Consider the following 15,210-nt stretch of genomic DNA (forward strand, 5'->3'; position numbering starts at 1 on the left):
ACGCCAGAAACGTGGCGCCGCCCGTCTTCGCCAGCACCTTCGTGATGGCGGCCGTCAGCGACGTCTTGCCGTGGTCCACGTGTCCGATCGTGCCGATGTTCACGTGGGGCTTGTTACGCTCGAACTTCTCCTTGGCCATGACACTCCTCAAAAATAAATGGAGCCCTGAACCAGGATTGAACTGGTGACCTCATCCTTACCAAGGATGCGCTCTGCCAACTGAGCTATCAGGGCTTGGCGATGCTGTGACTACAACATTTGGAGCGGGAAATGGGACTCGAACCCACGACATTCAGCTTGGAAGGCTGACGCTCTACCAACTGAGCTATTCCCGCAATTGCCGAGTGGAGGGAGATGGATTCGAACCATCGAAGGCGTAGAGCCGGCAGATTTACAGTCTGCTCCCTTTGGCCGCTTGGGTATCCCTCCAGATATTCACTTGTCCTACTACCACATCCCGGGCCCTCATCCGCGGCCCCGTCCTACCTGGCCGGCGGCGGGATTTGAACCCGCGACCTACTGATTACAAATCAGTTGCTCTACCAGCTGAGCTACACCGGCACTCATCCGGTACTGCGACTGCCGCCCTACCCCGCCCCAGCGACTCCGTCAACCACCCGTCACCGCCCTGAGAGGGGCGCCCTTCTAGAATTCCCGTTCGCCCAAGTCAAGGAGATTGATCCCAAACTTCGACTACCGGCCGGAGACGGTGCCCCGCTGGCGGGCGACCTCGTATAGCAGAATGCCGGCCGAAACGGACGCATTCAATGAACCGACCTGACCCGCCATCGGAATCCGGAGGCGGAAGTCGCAGTGCTTGAGCACCCCGTCCCGGACGCCTGCCCCCTCGGCCCCCACGACGAGCGCCAGCGGCCCATCCAGCCGGGCACTCCACATGGGCTCCTTGGCGTCGACGTCCGCCGCGGCGACCCACAGGCCGGCTTCCTTCAGTTCCTCCAGGGCCCGGGAGATGTTCACCACCCGCGCGATGCGGCTGTGCTCCACGGCCCCCGCCGACGCCTTGGCCACGGTCCCCGTCACCTGAACCGCCCGGTCCTTGGCAATGACCACGCCGTGGGCCCCCAGCGCATCCGCGGAGCGGATGATGGCCCCCAGGTTGTGTGGGTCCTGGATTCCGTCCAGCACGACCACCAGCGGAGGCTGGCCCTGAGCCTTGGCCGCCGCCAGGAGGTCCTCCAGCTCCGCGTACTTGAAGCCGCGCAACTCCACCACCACGCCCTGGTGAACGCCGCCCTCCGACAGAGCGCCCAGACGCTCGCGCGTCACCTTCTCCACGCGAATGCCGAACTCGCGAGCCCGGCTGAGCAGCTCTCCCGCCGCTCGGGCGCCGAGCTGCCCCTCCACCAGGAACAAGCGCTCCACCTCGTCTGGCCGGGCTCGAAGGGCCGCCAGGACTGGATTCACCCCGTAGACGAAACGGGAGGCTTCGCCGCCGCCACGCTCGCCCCGGCTGGCGCGCTGGGGGGATTCTTCGCTCCCGCGCTCACCGCGGCCGCCCTTGGAAGAACGCTCACGCATGGGGACTCAGAGGACCTCGACAGGAAGGGAGAACGTCTTCTGCTGACGTGCGCAGAGCTTCTCCGTGCAGATGAAGAAGACGAGCTTCGCGTCCACGGTGCCCTTGCCCGCAGCGGCCGTCGTGAAGGGGACCTCGAAGCGAGGGTCCGCGAAGTCCTGCCCCTCGGCCTTCTTCGCCACGGAGTCCGCCAGGACCAGCTTCTCCTTGGCCGGGGTCACCTGGCTCCCCTTCACCTCGAGCTTCAACGGCGCCTCGTCGGAGACATGGGCACCCGCCTTCGTCTTGATGGCGAGGACGAAAGTCCCCTTCTCCCCTGCCTTGACCTGGGTCGAGGTCCCCTCGGTGGAGACCTCATACAGCGAGGTCGGATCCACGTCCGCGGCCAGGACAGGCACGGAGCAGGTCACTGCCGCCAACAGGGCGGCGAGGGAGGAAAGGCGTCGGCGGCGAAGCATGGGCGTCTCCTGGAAGCGGGGGTGCGTATCACGCTTGAGACGGCGGGAGCCGTCTTTCTCTTCACGCGCCGCCTTCGCCGGTCCTGGCGCGGCGACTCGGACCCTTCCGGTCCATGGGGAGTTGGGCGGGCTCAGATGAGACGGGCAGGGCCAACGGAGGCGAAAGGTCTGGCACGGACACGGGCGTCGCCCCCGCCACCAGCGCTTCCGCGCGGATGATGATGAGTGAGGCCAGGTCGACGCCCGTCACCGTCTCCATTTCAGGAAGCGCGGGGGAGCTGTTCACCTCGAAGACCTTTGGCTGGCCCTGCACGTCGAGCAGGTCCACCGCCGCCACTTCGAGCCCGATGAGCCGGGTGGCCTTCTCCGCGGTGGCTCGCTGGGCAGGTGACAGCTCGTGCGCCTCCAGCCGAGCCCCCTTGATGAGGGTGTGCGCCAGGCGTCCGGCGCGCGGGCGGCGACGAACCGCGGCCACCGCCTGCCCTCCCACGACGAGCACTCGGACGTCGATGCCGGTGCTCTTCACGTACTCCTGCATCACCAGGTTGTGCCCCAGCCCCAGGACCGCCTCGAGCGCGGCCTCCAGCGACTGGAGGCTCTCACACACCATGACGCCGTGCTTCTCCTGCCCCTGCAGCAGTTTGACGAGGACGGGCACGCCGCCCAGCAAGCCCACCATCTCCTTGAGGTGGGCCGCGTCACGGGCCATCACCGTCGCAGGGATGTCGATGCCGTGCGCCGAGAGCAACTGCAGCGAGCGCATCTTGTTGCGCGACTGCGCGATGGCCTGCGCGTGGTTGACGAGCGGGACCCGCGCCAGGCCGAACTGATTCACCACGGCCAGGCCATAGGTGTTGATGGACTGGGCGATGCGAGGGAGGACGACGTCCGTGGGCGCCAGCTTCTTGCGGCCGTAATAGAGCGTGGCGCTGCGCCCATCGAGGTGCATCTGCACTCGGAGCGGGTTGAGGACCCGCACCCGGTGTCCTCTGGTGCGCGCCACCTCGACAAGTCGCCGGGTGGACGGGATGGAAGCGGAGCGCGAGAGGATGGTGGCTTTCATGAGCAGGGCGGCCGTTCCAGGGAGGGAGGGACCTATAAACCCCGCCCCTCGCCGGGTAAAGCCGCCCCGCGAACCGCTGGACTAACGCTGACGGATGGCCCGCACTTCAATCCGCACGGGCGCCTCCGGGGTGGAGTTGAGGATGCGCTGACAGGTCTCCCCCTTGAAGACCACGCCATCCTCCTCCAGCGTCCACGTGCTGTCGCTGGACAGCGTGCGCTCGCCTTCCACGTAGACCACGAGCAGCTTGGGGTCGGACGGGCGCTGGGGACCATCCAGCTTGATCAGGCAAGGGTCCTCCAGGACGACTGCCTTGCTGATCTCCTCCAGAGCACTTGCAAGCTCAGCCTGGTTACCGGCCTGGAAAAAGGAGCGGTTGCACAGGCCCGTGGTCGGGTTGCAGGTGTCGCCCTCGCCACACGGGCGCTCCGCGTTGCACGTACGCTTGAAGCCTCCCGCCTGGGCCATGGCTTCCAGCACCGCCGGCCCATCCCCCACCGCCGTCTCCGCGCCGAATCCAATGACGATGGTCTGAATGCCCTTCTCGCGAAGTTCGCGTACAGCAGTCACGGAGGCATCGGAGTCCAGGCATCCACGGTGGAGGTAGCCACTTTGGCACTGGTTGTTCTCGATGGTGCACTTGCACAACGCCGTGTCGGCACCGCTATTTGGGTTCGCAGCGTTACAGTTCGGCAAACCGTCCGTCAGGAGGATGACGAAGTTCTGCCGGTTGGGGTCCTGGAGTCCCTCAAGCCCCCCCACGAACTTCAGACTTCCGCTGGTCGGCGTGCCCCCGAGAGGCCGCCCCTCACCGCCATTGGGGATACCCTGCAGCAGGGTGTTGATCTCATTGGCATGCGCCAGCAGTGAATCGTCATCCTCCTGCTCCGGCAGCGTCTTGAGCAGGGAGCCAGCAGTGGAGGCACGGCACAGGTCCGGAATCGACGTCCCTCCCTGTGTTTCGGGATACGTCGTCAGCGCGAAACGCACGAAACGACCGCTGTTCTCCAGGAACTGAGGAACGACCGACTGCAGTGCGGTCCACCGCGTGGGGCAGACATCCACATTGCATGTCGCCTCACCACCACAAGGGACAATGCTTCCCTCGAACTCCACGTCGCAGGCAGGCGACGGATTCACCGGCAACGTCATCGACCCGGAGGTGTCCACCATCAACATGATGTTGGGCTTGCTCCGACGGGCGTTGATGACCTCCTCCACCGTCGTCTGCGCGATGGCCAGCGGCTCCACCGGCTCGAAGTCGTACGTCTGACAGGCCAGGACGATGGCGCCGACGGAGAGTGCACTCAGGAGGGGCAGCTTGGAGCGCATAGGCAATGAATTCCTTCTGCTACTGGGGGACGCGGAGCTTCCCGCGCGGCCGGGTTCTCCAAAGGGGGTACGGCGTGCCCACAGGTTATCGCGTCATTCCCGTCGGGCGCTACAGCATCGGCGGACAGATTCCTGGCCGTTTGGATGCCACTGCGACGTTACAGCCAGAACGATGCCCAAGCGGCCAAGAGCGGCGTACGTGGGCCCACAGCCCACCGACTACAGGGTGAGCACCCGTGCGCCCGCGGTCAGTCGCCACAGGGAGGCCATGCCCATCACCTCGTCCAAGGTGCCCTCCAGCGCCTCCGGTGCGTAGCCGCAGATGCGCACCGTGGTGTCGCAGGCGATCAGCCTCGCGCCCAGCGTGCGCGCTTCCGCCAGCATCCGCGGCGGCGCCAACACCCCGAGTGACTCCGCGCGTGTGAGTTCCTCGTGCTCGCGCTCGCTCGACGGCTGACCATAGGCGCCACCCACGAGCTGGCGCAGCGCATCGAAGGCGAAGACGAAGTACACTTCGTCCCCCATGGCCGCGGCGGTGATTCCCATGGTGGCGGCCTGGAAGGCCGGCTCGTACGTGGCGTGCTGAAGGAAGAAGAGGACCCGTCCGGCCATGACGCGCCGACCATAACGGCCTTCGCCTCCCGCCGCGGCACCAATGACGTATAAAACGGAAACGTCCCCTTCCGTCCGGGAAGCCCCCATGACGACCACCCTCCCCCCGCGTCCTGGCGCTGTTCCCTCCTGGTCCGTCCGCCGTCTCGCCTGGCGCTCCGTGGTGCTCGGCGGCGTCTTGCTCGCGGGGTCCGGGGGCCTGGCCCGAGTGAGCGCTTCCGCCAGCTCGGAGCCTTTGCTCGCCACCAGCGCGCCCTCGCTAGACACCGACGTCCATGCCCAGGTGGTCGCACTCCTCGATGCGACGACGCGGACTGGAGCCCCATCCGATGACGCATGGAAGCGCCTGGGGCCCGGAGCGGCGCCTGTCCTGTCAGCGCTCGTCGTGGACAAGGGCACACCCACCGCGCGGCGGACGCTCGCCGTGTCCTCCCTGGCGCTGGTGGACCCTTCAGGCGGCGCGGTGACCATCCGCGAGGTGCTCGAAGACGCGAAGGCCCCAGCCGAGGTGCGTGCCAGCGCGGCGGACGCCCTGCGCCGGTGCCTGGGGCTGGACGCCATCCCCACGCTCATCACCCGGCTGCGGGACCCGGAGTCACAGGTCCGGGAGGCCGTGGCCGTGGCGCTCGGACGCCTGGGTGGTCAGCAGGCCCGCCAGGCGCTGGAGGACCGGCTGCCGGTGGAGGAGCGCGCCCTGGTCCGCGAGGCACTCCAGCGTGGCCTCACGCTCGTCGAGCCCTGAGCGGACGCGGTCCGCCTGACTCCGGGCTCGCGTCGGCACGGGGCCTCCATTAAATGGGGGCCATGCGTCCCACCGTCCTCCTCTTCGATATCGATGGAACCCTGGTCACCACTGGCGGCGCGGGGCGCCGCTCCATGGAAGCCGCCTTCGAGAAGCTGCACGGGCGGCGGGACGCGTGCGACTCGTTCCCAATGTCCGGCATGACCGACCGGGCCATCGTCCGCAAGGCGATGCACCTCATCGGCGTGGAGGACTCGGTCGCGGCCATTGACGCGGTCATCGACGCCTACGTCGCCCACCTCGCCGAAGAGGTCCACAAGGTGGATGACCAGCGCTACCGCGTCTTCCCCGGCATGCGCGAGGCCGTGAAGGAAGCCCGTTCGCGGTCCGGGTTCGCGGTGGGACTGGGCACGGGCAACGTCCGAGAGGGCGCTCGCGTGAAGCTGGAGCGCGTGAGCATCTACGACCAGTTCGACTTCGGCGGCTTCGGCTGCGACAACGAGGACCGCACCGAGCTGATTCGCTGCGGCGCCAGAGCCGGCGCCGCGAAGCTGGGCGTCCCCGTGGAGGAGTGCCGGGTCGTCGTCATCGGCGATACGCCCAAGGACGTCCATGCGGCCCACGGCGTCGGCGCGGAGTGCATCGGCGTGGGGACGGGGACCTCCTCCGTGCAGGCCCTCATCGACGCAGGGGCCACGGTCGCCTTTCCTGACTTCTCGCATCCCCAGGCCTTGGAGATTCTGCTCGGCGGGCGCTGAAGCCCCTGCCCGGCCACTCGGTGCTCGACGCCGGGTGTGCTATCTCCCGCCGCCCTTCCGAGGAGCCGCCGCATGTCGTCCACGCTCGAATCGTATGAGCTCATCCGCTTCGCCGAAGCCTTCGAGGCTCGCCTCGCCACGGCGGGAGAGATGCTCACCGGCCGACCCGGCCTCGACGCCGAAAAGGGCTGGCTCACCACCGCATTGGAGCTGGTGCGCACCGCGCGCGCCCCCACCGAGGGCGTGCTCGACCGTGTGAAGGACCTTCCTGAGCTGGAAGAGGCTCGCGAGGAATATGCGTTCCACCAGCAGGGCCTGTGGGTGGACGTGCTGGAGAAGCTGCTCGCCGGCATCACCTTCACCGCCAGCAGCCGCGCGCCCGTCATCGAGGCCCTCTTCCCCCACCTGAAGTTCCCGCAGCTGCGGCGCGCCCCCCGCGAAGCCGTCCTCGAGTACGCGACGTCCTACGAGCGGCGCACGAAGAGCGCGTATGTGACGCGCATCTTCGCCCGGGAGGACTTCGCGCTCGTGCGGCCCGTCATGGAGCAGGTGCTGACCGCCCACAACGCGTGGCGCACGAGCCATGAGCCATCCCCCCTGTCGCTGGAACAGGAGACCCTCCTTCGCGAGGAGCTGGTGTCGCTGGGCCGGAAGCTCGAGCAGTCCCTTCGTCAGGCGCGCCTGCTGGCCGAAGCCGCGCTCGTGCCCGCCCCCACCGTCTATGAGGCCGCCGGGCTGAACCTCAAGCCCAAGCGCCGCGCGGGACGAGGACTGACGTTCTCCGACGACGCGCTGGCTGGCTTCGATGAGCCGACGGACTCCATGGAGCCCACCGAGGCCGAACTCGCCGAGGTCGCGGCCCTGGACGCAGGTGGCGATACGGCGAAGGAGGGGGCCGCACCGGGTGGCGTAACGTCCGCCAGCGCAGCCAACCCGGAGGTGAGCCAGGACTCGGGCGACGCGCACTCGAACACCGGTGGCGATTCGGGAGCTGCCGGTGGCGCCGAGCTGAAGGACGAGAGTTCGCCGTCCACGGCTGAAGCCGACGTAGCCTCCGCGAGCACTGCTTCTGAGCCGCGCGATGGCACCGTTCCCCAGCCGGAGACGGCGCCTGCGGGCACGGAACTCGCGGGCAAGGCCGCCGCGGAGGATCCGGCCCGGGCTGAAAAGGGCGAGGCGCCTCCCAAGGCCACGGATGGAGCGGAGCCGAACGACCTCCAGCCCGCGGCCCCCGAGGTGGCCACCGCGCGGGCCCGTGACGAAGCATCCTCCACCACGCCACGCGGCGCGCGCCGGGGCCGCAAGAAGGCCGATGCAGCGGAGCCGGCCTCAATCGAGGCCACTGAACCTCCGGCCCCGAGTGAGGCACAGGCGCCTCGCGTCCGGAAGAAGAAGGCTTCCTCGCAGGCGGACACGCCTTAAAGGATACCGGACCATGGCGGACGTCGCGCTTCCCATCGATCCCCTGTTACCGGACATCGTCTCCACGCTGCGGGGCGCGCGTTCGCTCGTCCTCGAAGCGCCTCCGGGTGCGGGAAAGACGACGCGCGTGCCTCGCGCGCTCCTGGAGGCCGGGCTCGGGCAGGGGAAGGAAATCATCGTCCTCCAGCCACGCCGGCTTCCCACGCGGCTCGCCGCCCAGCGCGTGTCCGAGGAGTTGGGCGAGCGCGTGGGCGAATCGGTGGGCTACCAGGTCCGCTTCGAGGACGTGCGCAGCGCGAAGACGCGCCTGTCCTTCGTCACCGAGGGCGTCCTCGGCCGCCGGTTGCTCTCCGACCCGAAGCTTCGTGACGTGGGCATCGTCGTGCTCGACGAGTTCCACGAGCGGCACCTGTCCGCGGACATCTCCCTGGCCCTGCTGCGGCGCCTCCAGGAGACGGCGCGTCCCGACCTCAAGGTCGTCGTCATGTCCGCGACGCTGGAGGCGGAGCCCATCCGGGCGTACCTCGGCGGGTGTCCCTCGCTCCGCTCCGAGGGCCGGCGCTTCGACGTGAGCGTGGAGTATCTGCCCGCGCCCGATGACCGCCACCTGGACCACCAGGTGCTCTCCGGCATCAAGCGGCTCTTCGCCCAAGGCCTGGATGGCGACGTGCTCGTCTTCCTCCCTGGCGCCGGCGAAATCCGCCGCGCGCGCGACGCCTGCGCCGAGTTCGCCGAGCGCCACGGCGCAGACGTGCTCCCCCTCCACGGCGACCTGTCCCCCGCCGAGCAGGACCGCGCCGTGCGGCGCAGCTCGCGGCGGAAGATCATCCTCTCCACCAACGTCGCCGAGACGTCCGTCACCATCGACGGCGTGGCGGTGGTCATCGACTCCGGGCTCGCGCGCATCGCCTCCCACTCCCCCTGGTCCGGCCTGCCCACCCTCAAGCTGTCCAAGGTCAGCCGCGCCTCCGCCATCCAGCGCGCGGGTCGCGCGGGCCGCACGCGCGCGGGCCACTGTCTGCGCCTCTACACCCAGCACGACTTCGACGGCCGCCCGGAGCAGGACGCACCGGAGGTTCGCCGCACGGACCTGGCCGAAACAGTCCTCTCCCTGCGCGCGTCCGGCATCACCGACCTGGCCGCCTTCCCCTTCTTCGAGCCGCCCCCGGCCGCGTCCCTGGACGCCGCGGAGACGCTGCTCCGCCGGCTGGGCGCGGTCGACCCCGCCGGCACCGTCACGGCGGTGGGCGAGCGGATCCTGCGCTTCCCCGTCCACCCCCGACAGGCGCGCATCATCGTCGAGGGTGAGCGCCGGGGTGTGGGCGCCGAGGCCGCCGTGCTCGCCGCCCTCATGGGCGAACGCGACATCCGCCGCGAGGCCCGCGCCAACCTGGGCCAGGGAGGACGCCCGGCCGCCACCGTCAGCGGGCCGTCCGATTTGCTGGAGCTACTCGAGCGCTTCCGCGAAGCGGAGCGCGCGAACTTCGCGTCGGGCCGCATGCACGCCCTCTCCCTGGAGGCCGGCGCCGTGCAGTCAGTGGACCGGGTCCAAAAGCAGCTGCGGCGCGCGGTGCGTGGCCAGGGCGCCCGGCCCCAGCGGCCCGAGGACGTGGAGCAGGCGCTAATGCTCAGCGTGCTCGCGGGCTACCCCGACCGCGTCGCCCGGCGCCGCCGCCCCCGTGCGCCGGAGCTGCTGATGTTCGGAGGCGGGACGGCCACGCTGTCAGACGTGAGCGTGGTCCAGGACGCCGACCTCATGGTGGCCGCCGACGCCGAGGAGCGCCCCGGCAAGGGCGCCGTGGTGCGGCTGGCCAGCGCCGTGGAGCCGGAGTGGCTGCTCGACCTCTACCCGGACACCCTGGAGGACGTGGACACCCTCCAGTGGAACGCCGAGGCCCGGCGTGTGGAGCGCCTCACCCGCCTGTCCTACGGGAACCTCGTCCTGGAGGAGACCCGCACACCCGCGCCCGCCTCGGAGGCCACCGCGCGCGTGCTCGTGGAAGCCGCGCTGGCCGCGGGGCCCGGGAAGTTCGCGGACCCGGAGGCCCTGGAGCAGTGGCGCACCCGCGTGGCCCTGCTGGCCGAGGCCTTCCCCGAGGCGAGGTTCCCCGCCGTCGATAACGCCTTCCTGCGCGATGCGCTGGCGTCGCTGTGCTCGGACGCGCGCAGCTTCAAGGACCTGGAAGGGGTGTCCCTGCTGGACGCGCTCTACGCACGGCTCACGTCCGAGCAGCAGCGGCTGCTGGCCACGCACGCGCCGGAGCGGGTGACGCTGCCCGGAGGCCGCGGCGTCAAGGTCCACTACGAGCCGGGCAAGCCACCCTGGGTCGAGTCGCGACTCCAGGACTTCTTCGGGATGGCGCAGGGGCCCAACGTCTGCGCGGGGCGCGTCCCGCTGGTGCTGCACCTGCTGGCGCCGAACATGCGCGCGGTGCAGGTGACGACCGACCTCGCGGGCTTCTGGGAGCGGCACTACCCCGCGATCCGCAAGGAGCTGTGCCGCAAGTACCCCCGGCACTCATGGCCCGAGGACCCGCGGCATGCCCAGCCGCCAGCCCCCCGGCCACCGCGCCGTTGAGGCGACATCAGAAGCGCTTGTGCATCTCCAGGTGCTCCATGCCGGCTTCCTCGAAGACGCCGCCGACCGGCTGGTAGCCGTGCTTCTTGTAGAACTCCAGCGCGTAGAGCTGGGCGTGCAGCATGATGCCGTTGACGCCGCGCCGACGCGCCTCTGCCTCCAGGGACGTCAGCAACAGGGAGCCCACGCGCGCCTTGCGATGCGCCTGGAGCACGGCCATGCGGCCAATCTGGCCCCACGAGCCTTCCTGGTTGGCCGGAGGCTGCGTCAACATCACCAGCCGCCCTGTACCAATGGCATGGCCGCCCTGGTTGGCGATGACGTGGTAGGCGTGCACGTCCTCGGCGTCGCGCTCGATGCCTTCGGGAACCGCCTGTTCCTCGATGAACACCACCTCGCGGATGGCGAGCGCCTGCATGAGCTCCGCCTCACTCTGGATCTGAGTGATGGTGACGGGCGCGGAAGTATCCGTGGGAGAGGACATGTCGCGGGCAAGGTACACAAAAGCCCGCAAGGTCAACAGGCGGAAAAAGCACCGTGGCACGCCGGGGTTCCCCCCGTGCCACGCCTGCCTGCCGCCACGGGCCGACCGCACAGCGGGTCCGTGCGCCGTGGTAGGCTGCGAGGCGCCATGCGCTTCAACCGACTGCTCGCACTCGCCCTGGCCCTGTCGGCCATGCCCGCCACCGCCCAGCCCGAGCTGTTCTTCGGCAATGGTCAGGCCCCCGTCTTCCGCGAGGAGGACCTGGACAAGCGCTTCGCCCGGTCGAAGCTGAACCAGGGGCTCAAGCAGGGGACCCAGGATGCCGGCTGCGCCCAGGTGCTCGGGGCCATGCTGACCCTGATGGGTGAAACCGGTGTGCTGCTGCACAAGCGTGACGAAAACTTCATGCTGGACCCGGTGCTGGTCAACGCCCTCAACACCCAGCTCGTCAACCCACGCTTTCCCGGCAACGCCTTCCTCGTCGCCATGGTGCGGCGCGTGCTCATCGACCGGAAGCTGCCCCAGGAGTGGCTGGTGACGGCGCAGGCCCTGGCGCCCTACTACCCGGCCATCGACATGGGGCGGCTTCGCTTCCTCGCCAATGGCGTGAAGCCCCTGGACAGCTTCCTGGTCACCCTGCCCGCCCTGCGGGAGCGCTATGCCCAGGAAGTCCAGCGGGCCACCTCCGTGGGCGCGTCCACCGCCGAGGCCCTCTTCCGCGAGAACTACCTGGACCACGAGGTCGCCTTCGGCGCGCTGGAGCTGGTGGACCTCAAGCTCGAGAAACCGAAGAAGAAGCGCCTGAAGAAGGGCGAGGAGCCGGAAGCCCCGTACATGCTGGCCCGGCTCTTGTGGGTGGAGCCCGAGGCGCCGACGACGGAGCGCTTCGAGTTCAACTTCGGCAAGGCGCCCAAGCGCCCGCGCGTGGAAATCTCCGCGAAGCTGCAGGACACGCAGTTCGCCGACCTCAACAAGCTGCTCAAGGGCTCCCGCGTCCTCGTGCGAGGCCGCTTCTGGGAGTACAAGAAGGGCCTGACGTCCATCGAGCTGCGCGACGCCCTCATCTTCCCCGAGCGGGACTGGGCGAAGACGCCCAGCCTGGCGGACCCGGCCGCCGTGGCCTCGTGCCCCCTGGCCGTCAACGACCTGACCGGACTTGCGCCCATCCAGCCCGGCGCCTTCGGCACGCAGCGCTGACGCACATCCCACGTCTGGACGCCCATCCACCCGGCGGTACCGCATCCGGGAGTCGGACTGAGGATTTTCCAGCGTCGGGGGGCTGGCACGCCCCCTGCTCTGCTCCTCGTGCCCACCGCACGAGGGATGCCATGAAGGTCGACAGTCGCGAGCCCACCAACGGCTCCGGACAGACGAAGTCATCCGCCGACGCAGAGCGCTTCAAGAAGGCGCTCGACGAAGCGGACGCACGCAGCACCCCACCCAGGCCCCAACGCGTGGGACTGAGGCTCCCAAGCGCCGCGCGCGCCGGAGCCACGCCCCCGCTGCTGGCCCGAGCAGCGGCGCCCGTGCTCACCGCACAGCGCGGCGCGGTCTCCAGCCCCGAGAGCCTGGGGCTCAAGCGGCAGGCGATGAATGTCGAAGTCCTGCGGCTGGGCGCGGTCCGGAGCGAGTCCCAGGCCCTGGTGCAGGAGCGCACCGAACATCGGCTCCATGACTTCATCGCCCGCGAGCTGTCGAAGGAGCCGCGCCCCGCCCTTCCCGTTCAGCCCGAAGCCCGGCCTGCTCCCGGGCCACCACCTCCGGAAACACAGAGGCCCCTCCAAGAGCCGATGGGCGCAGAGAGCGCCACGGCGGTGACGGCGAGCGCGGGAGGCGCGCACGCGCCAGCCGAGGAAGTGAACCCCGCCGCCCGCGCCGAGGCCGCGATGGCGCTCATCGAGCGCATCGAGGTGTTCGTGAAGTCCCAGCGGCCCGCGCTCAGCATGAGCCTGCGCGGGCGCCTGGACGCCACGGTGGAGGTCGAGCGCACGGGCCCGCGCGAGGTGTCCCTGCGCATCCAGGGCCGGCACGGCCCCGTGGCCGCCGAGGACCTGAGCCGGCTGCGCGACGCCCTGGAGTCACGCGGGTTGAAGCTGAGCTCCCTGCGCGCGGAGTAGCGCCCCGCAACGAAGAAGACCCTCTCGCCGCTGGACGAAAGGGCCTTCCCAGGACACGCGAAGGTCAGCGGATTACGAGCCCGCCGCCGGATCCAGCAAGGAGCGCTTGCCGTCCTTCGACTTGAACTCCTCGGCCTCGGGCAGCGCGGCCCTCTTCTCCGCGATGTTGGGCCACTTGGTGGACAGGTCGGCGTTCAGCGCCTTGTACTCCTTCCACTGCTCCGGGAGCTCCGTCTCCGGGAAGATGGCCTTGGTGGGGCACACCGGCTCGCAAGCACCGCAGTCGATGCACTCATCCGGGTGGATGACCAGGAAGTTGGCACCCTCGTAGAAGCAATTGACCGGGCACACCTCGACACAGTCGGTGTACTTGCACTTGATGCAAGGGTCGGCAACGACGTAGGCCATTGAAAAGTCTCCTCTCGGTTGAAACCAGGCGCGTCCGTGGGCGCGCAGAGTAGTGGTTCGAGCTGACGATGGCACCCTGAATCTGTGCACCCCCTCGCCCGTGACGGGGCTTAGCCCAACAAGCCCTGGGCCAACAGCAGCTCGGCCACGAGGATGGCGCCTCGCGCCGCCCCCATCTTGGTGTTGTGGGACACCAGCACGTACTTGAAGCCGTTCTCCAGGACGCCATCCTCGCGGATGCGTCCGACGGTGGTGGCCATACCGCCATGCGTGTCCCGGTCCAAACGGGGCTGGGGTCGGAAGGGATCGTCCAGCACCTCAATCCAGCGCGGTGCGGCGGACGGCAGGTTCCGGGCCAGCTCGGCGCCCTTCCAGTCCCGCAGGGCCTGGGTCACTTCGGCCACGGAGGCCTTCTTGTCCAATGAGACAAAGACGGACTCGGTGTGGCCCTCCATCACCGCCACGCGGGTGCAGGTGCAGGACACCCGCACGTCGTGCGGCGTGAGGCCGTCACCCGCTGGGCGGAGCGCGCCCAGGATCTTCTTCGTCTCCACCTCGACCTTGTGCTCCTCCTTCGGGATGTAGGGGATGACGTTGTCGAGGATGTCCATGCCGATGACGCCCGGCGAGCGGCCGGCGCCGGACATGGCCTGGAGGCTGGTCATCAGCACCGCCTTCACCCCGAAGCGCTCCACCAGCGGCGCCAGCGTCACCGCCAGGCCGGTGGTGGTGCAGTTGGGGATGGGGACGATGAAGCCCTTCCAGCCCCGCCGGCGCTGCTGCTCCCGGATGAGGGGCGCGTGCGCGGCGTTGACGGGGGGAATCAGCAGCGGGACGTCGTCTTCGTAGCGGAACGCGCTGGCGGCGGAGAAGACGGGGATGTCCTTCGCCAGCCGCGGCTCCAGCTCGCGCGCCACGTCCGCCTCCACAGCGGAGAAGACCAGGTCGTAATCCCTGGCCTGGAGCGCGTCACCGGCCACCACCTTCATGCCGGCAAGCTCGGCGGGCAGCGGCTCCGGGACGAACCAGGCCGTCATGCCACTCGCCGTCTTCAGCGCCTCCGCATACGTCTTGCCCGCCGAGCGAGGCGAGGCCGCGAGGCCCGTCAGCTCGATGGAGGGGTGATTCTTGAGGGCGGCGATGAACTGCTGTCCAGCGAGTCCAGTGGCACCGATGAGGGCCGCGCGAAGCCTGGCCATGGGGGCGTTTCTCCAGTCTCCAGAGGAGGATGTCGCCCGCTCCATAACACCGTTTGACGACGCGCCGCATCCACCGCGGTGCTCAGCGGGGCATCGCGGCGAGGGGCGCCCGGGTGTGCCGCTCCGTGGGGAAGCCACCTGTGACCCACGCCAGCAGCCCGCCGTCGAGACAGACGGCCTCGCGCCCCTTCATCCGGAGCAGACGACAGATACGGCGCGTGTCCCTTCCGTCCGGCGAGCAACCACACAGGACGATGAGCTCGTCGTCCGGGAGCATGTGGTGGTCGCGGGCGATCTCCGCGCACGTCATCCGCAAGGCCCCTGGGATGTGCAGGTCATAACGCTCCCAATCGGCGGCGTCCCGACAGTCGAGGACGAGCACTTCGTCGTCCCCCAGACGCATGTAAAGCTCGGCACAGACGATGATGGGCTCCACGGGCCCTCCGCGGGGTCTCTTCGGGTAACCCGGAGCGCCAAGGGCCTCTTCCCACGCCGCCCCC

General features: G+C 69.2%; 16 protein-coding genes and 4 tRNA genes. 6 read left to right on the forward strand and 14 right to left on the reverse strand.

The features are described from left to right. The 10 genes from HV826_RS19410 to HV826_RS19455 all read right to left on the reverse strand — a co-directional run. A partial coding sequence (locus tag HV826_RS19410; RefSeq protein ID WP_228556459.1) for a GTP-binding protein occupies window positions 1-139 on the reverse strand: 139 nt, incomplete at its 3' end. A 19-nt stretch (window positions 140-158) separates the two neighbouring features. Beyond that, a tRNA-Thr gene (locus HV826_RS19415) sits at window positions 159-234 on the reverse strand. A gap of 25 nt (window positions 235-259) precedes the next feature. After that, a tRNA-Gly gene (locus tag HV826_RS19420) sits at window positions 260-335 on the reverse strand. Window positions 336-345: 10 nt separating this feature from the next. Then, window positions 346-429, reverse strand: a tRNA-Tyr gene (locus tag HV826_RS19425). A 59-nt stretch (window positions 430-488) separates the two neighbouring features. Beyond that, window positions 489-561 (reverse strand) — tRNA-Thr (locus HV826_RS19430). 132 nt (window positions 562-693) lie between these two features. Continuing rightward, entirely contained in the window at window positions 694-1,539 is an 846-nt protein-coding gene (gene rlmB / locus HV826_RS19435; RefSeq protein WP_176418525.1) for a 23S rRNA (guanosine(2251)-2'-O)-methyltransferase RlmB, read from the reverse strand. A gap of 6 nt (window positions 1,540-1,545) precedes the next feature. Next, complete coding sequence (locus HV826_RS19440; protein WP_176418526.1) at window positions 1,546-1,995, reverse strand: hypothetical protein; 450 nt, start codon at window positions 1,993-1,995, stop codon at window positions 1,546-1,548. A 61-nt stretch (window positions 1,996-2,056) separates the two neighbouring features. Continuing rightward, window positions 2,057-3,058, reverse strand: coding sequence for a RimK family alpha-L-glutamate ligase (locus tag HV826_RS19445; protein ID WP_176418527.1), 1,002 nt, complete (start codon window positions 3,056-3,058; stop codon window positions 2,057-2,059). An 81-nt stretch (window positions 3,059-3,139) separates the two neighbouring features. Further along, window positions 3,140-4,390 carry an adventurous gliding motility lipoprotein CglB gene (cglB, locus tag HV826_RS19450; RefSeq protein ID WP_176418528.1) on the reverse strand — a complete coding sequence of 417 codons (1,251 nt, stop codon included), beginning with the start codon at window positions 4,388-4,390 and terminating at the stop codon, window positions 3,140-3,142. A 219-nt stretch (window positions 4,391-4,609) separates the two neighbouring features. Then, window positions 4,610-5,002, reverse strand: a complete 393-nt coding sequence (locus HV826_RS19455) for a DsrE family protein (protein ID WP_176418529.1) — start codon at window positions 5,000-5,002, stop codon at window positions 4,610-4,612. An 88-nt stretch (window positions 5,003-5,090) separates the two neighbouring features. Here HV826_RS19455 and HV826_RS19460 point away from each other — a divergent pair, with 88 nt between their 5' ends. The 4 genes from HV826_RS19460 to hrpB all read left to right on the forward strand — a co-directional run bounded on the left by HV826_RS19460 (window position 5,091) and on the right by hrpB (window position 10,502). After that, window positions 5,091-5,744: a HEAT repeat domain-containing protein gene (locus tag HV826_RS19460; RefSeq protein ID WP_176418530.1), complete on the forward strand. Its 654-nt coding sequence runs from the start codon at window positions 5,091-5,093 to the stop codon at window positions 5,742-5,744. A 53-nt stretch (window positions 5,745-5,797) separates the two neighbouring features. Beyond that, the gene (locus HV826_RS19465) at window positions 5,798-6,502 is read left to right on the forward strand and encodes an HAD family hydrolase (RefSeq protein WP_176418531.1); all 705 of its coding nucleotides are present in this window, start codon (window positions 5,798-5,800) and stop codon (window positions 6,500-6,502) included. A 72-nt stretch (window positions 6,503-6,574) separates the two neighbouring features. Beyond that, window positions 6,575-7,924, forward strand: a complete 1,350-nt coding sequence (locus HV826_RS19470) for a hypothetical protein (RefSeq protein WP_217918688.1) — start codon at window positions 6,575-6,577, stop codon at window positions 7,922-7,924. A 13-nt stretch (window positions 7,925-7,937) separates the two neighbouring features. Next, complete coding sequence (hrpB, locus tag HV826_RS19475) at window positions 7,938-10,502, forward strand: ATP-dependent helicase HrpB (protein ID WP_176418533.1); 2,565 nt, start codon at window positions 7,938-7,940, stop codon at window positions 10,500-10,502. 7 nt (window positions 10,503-10,509) lie between these two features. On the opposite strand, the gene HV826_RS19480 is transcribed toward hrpB, so the two are convergent. Then, a complete protein-coding gene (locus HV826_RS19480) occupies window positions 10,510-10,986 on the reverse strand; it encodes a GNAT family N-acetyltransferase (RefSeq protein WP_176418534.1) in 477 nt (158 codons plus the stop codon). Between the two features lie 147 nt (window positions 10,987-11,133). Here HV826_RS19480 and HV826_RS19485 point away from each other — a divergent pair, with 147 nt between their 5' ends. Continuing rightward, on the forward strand, window positions 11,134-12,183 hold the full coding sequence (locus HV826_RS19485) for a hypothetical protein (RefSeq protein ID WP_176418535.1): 1,050 nt from the start codon (window positions 11,134-11,136) through the stop codon (window positions 12,181-12,183). 131 nt (window positions 12,184-12,314) lie between these two features. After that, complete coding sequence (locus HV826_RS19490; RefSeq protein WP_176418536.1) at window positions 12,315-13,103, forward strand: hypothetical protein; 789 nt, start codon at window positions 12,315-12,317, stop codon at window positions 13,101-13,103. 72 nt (window positions 13,104-13,175) lie between these two features. On the opposite strand, the gene fdxA is transcribed toward HV826_RS19490, so the two are convergent. From fdxA to HV826_RS19505, 3 genes are all read right to left on the reverse strand, one after another. Beyond that, a complete protein-coding gene (fdxA, locus tag HV826_RS19495) occupies window positions 13,176-13,511 on the reverse strand; it encodes a ferredoxin FdxA (protein ID WP_176418537.1) in 336 nt (111 codons plus the stop codon). A 110-nt stretch (window positions 13,512-13,621) separates the two neighbouring features. Beyond that, a complete protein-coding gene (gene asd / locus HV826_RS19500; protein WP_176418538.1) occupies window positions 13,622-14,710 on the reverse strand; it encodes an aspartate-semialdehyde dehydrogenase in 1,089 nt (362 codons plus the stop codon). Window positions 14,711-14,792: 82 nt separating this feature from the next. Then, the gene (locus tag HV826_RS19505) at window positions 14,793-15,146 is read right to left on the reverse strand and encodes a rhodanese-like domain-containing protein (protein ID WP_176418539.1); all 354 of its coding nucleotides are present in this window, start codon (window positions 15,144-15,146) and stop codon (window positions 14,793-14,795) included. Window positions 15,147-15,210 lie beyond the last annotated feature (64 nt).

Source organism: Myxococcus sp. AM010, from assembly GCF_013372585.1.
Taxonomy (GTDB): Bacteria; Myxococcota; Myxococcia; order Myxococcales; family Myxococcaceae; genus Myxococcus; species Myxococcus vastator.

Coding starts and splice junctions, on each gene's coding strand:
- rlmB (WP_176418525.1), bottom strand. CDS start 1,539: ATGCGTGAGCGTTCTTCCAAGGGCGGCCGCGGTGAGCGCGGGAGCGAA.
- HV826_RS19440 (WP_176418526.1), bottom strand. CDS start 1,995: ATGCTTCGCCGCCGACGCCTTTCCTCCCTCGCCGCCCTGTTGGCGGCA.
- HV826_RS19445 (WP_176418527.1), bottom strand. CDS start 3,058: ATGAAAGCCACCATCCTCTCGCGCTCCGCTTCCATCCCGTCCACCCGG.
- cglB (WP_176418528.1), bottom strand. CDS start 4,390: ATGCGCTCCAAGCTGCCCCTCCTGAGTGCACTCTCCGTCGGCGCCATC.
- HV826_RS19455 (WP_176418529.1), bottom strand. CDS start 5,002: ATGGCCGGACGGGTCCTCTTCTTCCTTCAGCACGCCACGTACGAGCCG.
- HV826_RS19460 (WP_176418530.1), top strand. CDS start 5,091: ATGACGACCACCCTCCCCCCGCGTCCTGGCGCTGTTCCCTCCTGGTCC.
- HV826_RS19465 (WP_176418531.1), top strand. CDS start 5,798: ATGGGGGCCATGCGTCCCACCGTCCTCCTCTTCGATATCGATGGAACC.
- HV826_RS19470 (WP_217918688.1), top strand. CDS start 6,575: ATGTCGTCCACGCTCGAATCGTATGAGCTCATCCGCTTCGCCGAAGCC.
- hrpB (WP_176418533.1), top strand. CDS start 7,938: ATGGCGGACGTCGCGCTTCCCATCGATCCCCTGTTACCGGACATCGTC.
- HV826_RS19480 (WP_176418534.1), bottom strand. CDS start 10,986: ATGTCCTCTCCCACGGATACTTCCGCGCCCGTCACCATCACTCAGATC.
- HV826_RS19485 (WP_176418535.1), top strand. CDS start 11,134: ATGCGCTTCAACCGACTGCTCGCACTCGCCCTGGCCCTGTCGGCCATG.
- HV826_RS19490 (WP_176418536.1), top strand. CDS start 12,315: ATGAAGGTCGACAGTCGCGAGCCCACCAACGGCTCCGGACAGACGAAG.
- fdxA (WP_176418537.1), bottom strand. CDS start 13,511: ATGGCCTACGTCGTTGCCGACCCTTGCATCAAGTGCAAGTACACCGAC.
- asd (WP_176418538.1), bottom strand. CDS start 14,710: ATGGCCAGGCTTCGCGCGGCCCTCATCGGTGCCACTGGACTCGCTGGA.